The following is a 3,147-nucleotide window of genomic DNA, read 5'->3' as shown; positions in this document are numbered from 1 at the left end:
GGGCATCGTGAAAAATCTATGGCAAAGAAAGCCTTATGTTCTCATAACTGACGATTAAATCGCACCTTCCTTAAGTGGAGGTTCAGATAATAACGTCAGGTTTTTATTCGGGGCGTTTCTTAATTAAGAAGAACATATTCAGAAAATAAGAATACCCCGGTCTTTAATTATTCCATCATCTGGCGAATAAGACTGGCCAGCAACATCACGCCACGCTCTTCGCGATCGCCCCATTGCCAGGACGTATTAAGGCGAAAGAAGGGGCTCGGCTCCCGGGCCGTTGAAAACATCTTACCCGGCGCAATGCTCACCTGATGGGCGAGCGCACGTTCGCTCAGCTCACCGGCATCCAGCGGGGCGGGCAGCTCCAGCCACAGAAAATAGCCACTCTCCTGGCGGTGAATTTTTACTTCCGCCGGAAGATGGCGCAGTAACGACTGCCAGGCCTGTTGTTTGCGCTCGGCAAGACTACGGCGTAAACGCCGCAGATGGGCGTCATACCGCTGAGTGGCAAGATAATCCACCAGCGCCATCTGGATCGGCGAACTGGTCGAGAGGGTACTCATCAGCTGCAGTTGCTGGATCCGCTGCGCATGCTTACCTGCCGCAACCCAGCCGATGCGAAACCCGGCGACCAGGCATTTAGAAAATGACGAGCAGTGCAGCGTCATATCCTCTTTGTCCCAGGCTTTGGCGGGGAGCGGTTTTTCACGCCCGTAGTAGAGTTCACTGTACACATCGTCTTCGATTAGCGTGACGTTATGCTGCGTCAGTAACGCGACCAGACGGGCTTTCTTTTCCGCCGAGAGCGTAAACCCCAGCGGATTCTGGCTGTTCGGCATCAGCCAGCAGGCTTTCACCGGCCAGGTTTTTAGCGCCTGCTCCAGCGCCTGCATATCAATACCGGAATGCACATCCGTGGGCACGCTAAGGGCTTTTAGCCGCAAGCGCTCCAGCGCCTGCAACGCGCCATAGAAACACGGCGTTTCGACAATCACCCAGTCGCCAGGCTCGGTCACCGCCTGCAAACTGAGGTTCAGTGCTTCCAGCGCTCCGGCGGTGATGACGATTTCATCCGCAGAGATTTTCATCCCCTGCTGAGCATAACGCCGGGAGATGGCCTGGCGCAGCGCCACGTTCCCCGGCGGCAGGTTTTCAATAATGCTGACCGCAGTGGCGCTTTTACTGACGTTCGCCAGTGAGCGGTTAAGCTGCTGGAGCGGAAACAGACGCGGATCGGGAAAAGCGGAACCAAAAGGCAGGATAGACGCATCACGACTGGCTTGCAGAATATCGAAAATGGAAGTGTTGATGTCCACGGTTTCATCACGCTGCACATGGACTGCCGGCGCAGGTTGCGGGCGGTGCGATCGCGGCGCGACGTAATATCCCGACTGCGGGCGGGCGGTAATGTAGCCCTGGCTTTCCAGCAGTTGATAAGCATGGCCGACGGTCATAAAGCTGAACCCGCTGCTCGCAACCTGTTCACGCAGTGAGGGCAGTCTTTCACCCGGCCGCCAGGCGCCAAGTTCAATTTGCTCAATGATTTGCTGCGCCAGCCGCTGGTATTTTTTCATCACCCTCACCCTGCTCTTATGGCTATATCAGATGTAACAAAATAGCAGAAAAAATGTAACTGTTATGGTTTAATTTCACATTATTGCCTCTGATAGTTCATTTTTTGCCGCCTTACCATAACAGGCACAACGATTGACTTTGAGGTTGTGCATGTTTGGTCTTGATGCGTTCCACCTGGCGAGGCTCCAGTTCGCCTTTACCGTCTCTTTTCACATTATTTTCCCGGCGATAACTATCGGTCTTGCCAGCTATCTGGCGGTGCTTGAGGGACTCTGGCTTAAAAGTCAGAACCCGGTCTGGCGTTCCCTTTATCACTTCTGGTCGAAGATTTTCGCCGTTAACTTCGGGATGGGCGTGGTCTCCGGGCTGGTTATGGCTTATCAGTTCGGTACCAACTGGAGCGGTTTCTCCCAGTTCGCGGGCAGCATTACCGGCCCGCTCCTCACCTATGAGGTACTAACCGCGTTCTTCCTGGAGGCGGGTTTTCTTGGGGTAATGCTGTTTGGCTGGCGCAAGGTCGGCCCTGGATTACACTTTTTTGCCACCTGCATGGTGGCGCTGGGGACGATCATTTCCACTTTCTGGATCCTCGCCTCCAACAGCTGGATGCAGACCCCGCAAGGCTATGAGATTGTTAACGGCCAGGTGGTGCCCGTCGACTGGTTCGCGGTGGTCTTCAATCCGTCGTTTCCTTATCGCCTGCTGCATATGTCGATTGCCGCCTTTCTCAGCAGCGCCCTCTTTGTTGGCGCGTCAGCGGCCTGGCACCTGCTGCGCGGTAACAGCTCCCCGGCCATTCGGACGATGTTTTCCATGGCGCTGTGGATGATGCTGATTGTCGCCCCGATCCAGGCGCTGATCGGCGATATGCACGGGCTGAACACCCTCAAGCATCAACCGGCGAAGATCGCGGCCATTGAAGGGCACTGGGAAAACGTCCCCGGCGAACCCACTCCGCTGCTGCTGTTCGGCCTGCCGGATATGGCGCAGGAGCGTACCCGCTACGGGCTTGAGATCCCGGCACTCGGCAGCCTTATCCTTACCCATAGCCTGGATAAACAGGTACCCGCGCTGAAGGAGTTCGCGAAAGAAGACAGGCCCAACTCTGCCATCGTCTTCTGGTCATTTCGCATTATGGCCGGGCTCGGCATGCTGATGCTCCTGCTGGGTACTGTCGCCCTGTGGTTACGCTATAAGAAGCGCCTCTACCGCTCGCGTCCGTTTCTGTGGTTTGCCCTGCTGATGGGGCCATCAGGTTTGATCGCCATTCTGGCAGGTTGGGTCACCACCGAAGTGGGACGTCAGCCATGGGTGGTCTATGGGCTCCAGCGCACGGCCGATGCGGTTTCTGCCCACGGCAACCTGCATATGAGCGTCAGCCTGATCGCTTTTTTCGTCGTCTACACCTCGGTCTTTGGCGTGGGTTACAGCTATATGGTGCGGCTGATTAAACAGGGACCGCAGGACGACGAGACGTATCCTGGCGAAGATGATGTGTACTAGCTCAGACCTGATCTGACAGTTACCGGTTATTTATACAGGTGTCTGTCAGATTAAATCTGGTTCAGA

2 protein-coding genes are annotated in these 3,147 nt (G+C 55.5%); one reads left to right on the top strand and one right to left on the bottom strand.

From position 1 onward, the window contains the following. Positions 1-167 precede the first annotated feature (167 nt). The gene (locus ACSZO4_RS25220; protein WP_437891832.1) at positions 168-1,577 is read right to left on the bottom strand and encodes a PLP-dependent aminotransferase family protein; all 1,410 of its coding nucleotides are present in this window, start codon (positions 1,575-1,577) and stop codon (positions 168-170) included. A 151-nt stretch (positions 1,578-1,728) separates the two neighbouring features. Here ACSZO4_RS25220 and ACSZO4_RS25215 point away from each other — a divergent pair, with 151 nt between their 5' ends. Next, complete coding sequence (locus ACSZO4_RS25215; RefSeq protein WP_437891831.1) at positions 1,729-3,081, top strand: cytochrome ubiquinol oxidase subunit I; 1,353 nt, start codon at positions 1,729-1,731, stop codon at positions 3,079-3,081. Positions 3,082-3,147: the final 66 nt, after the last annotated feature.

This window comes from Phytobacter sp. V91, from assembly GCF_965644225.1.
In the GTDB taxonomy this organism is placed as follows: Bacteria; Pseudomonadota; Gammaproteobacteria; order Enterobacterales; family Enterobacteriaceae; genus CBFFRJ01.
Note: the sequence above shows the minus strand (reverse complement) of the source record. Positions and strands in the feature narration are given on the sequence as shown.

What these genes read in the sequence shown, in the direction of transcription:
- ACSZO4_RS25220 (WP_437891832.1), bottom strand. Translation starts at nt 1,577, where the DNA reads ATGAAAAAATACCAGCGGCTGGCGCAGCAAATCATTGAGCAAATTGAA.
- ACSZO4_RS25215 (WP_437891831.1), top strand. Translation starts at nt 1,729, where the DNA reads ATGTTTGGTCTTGATGCGTTCCACCTGGCGAGGCTCCAGTTCGCCTTT.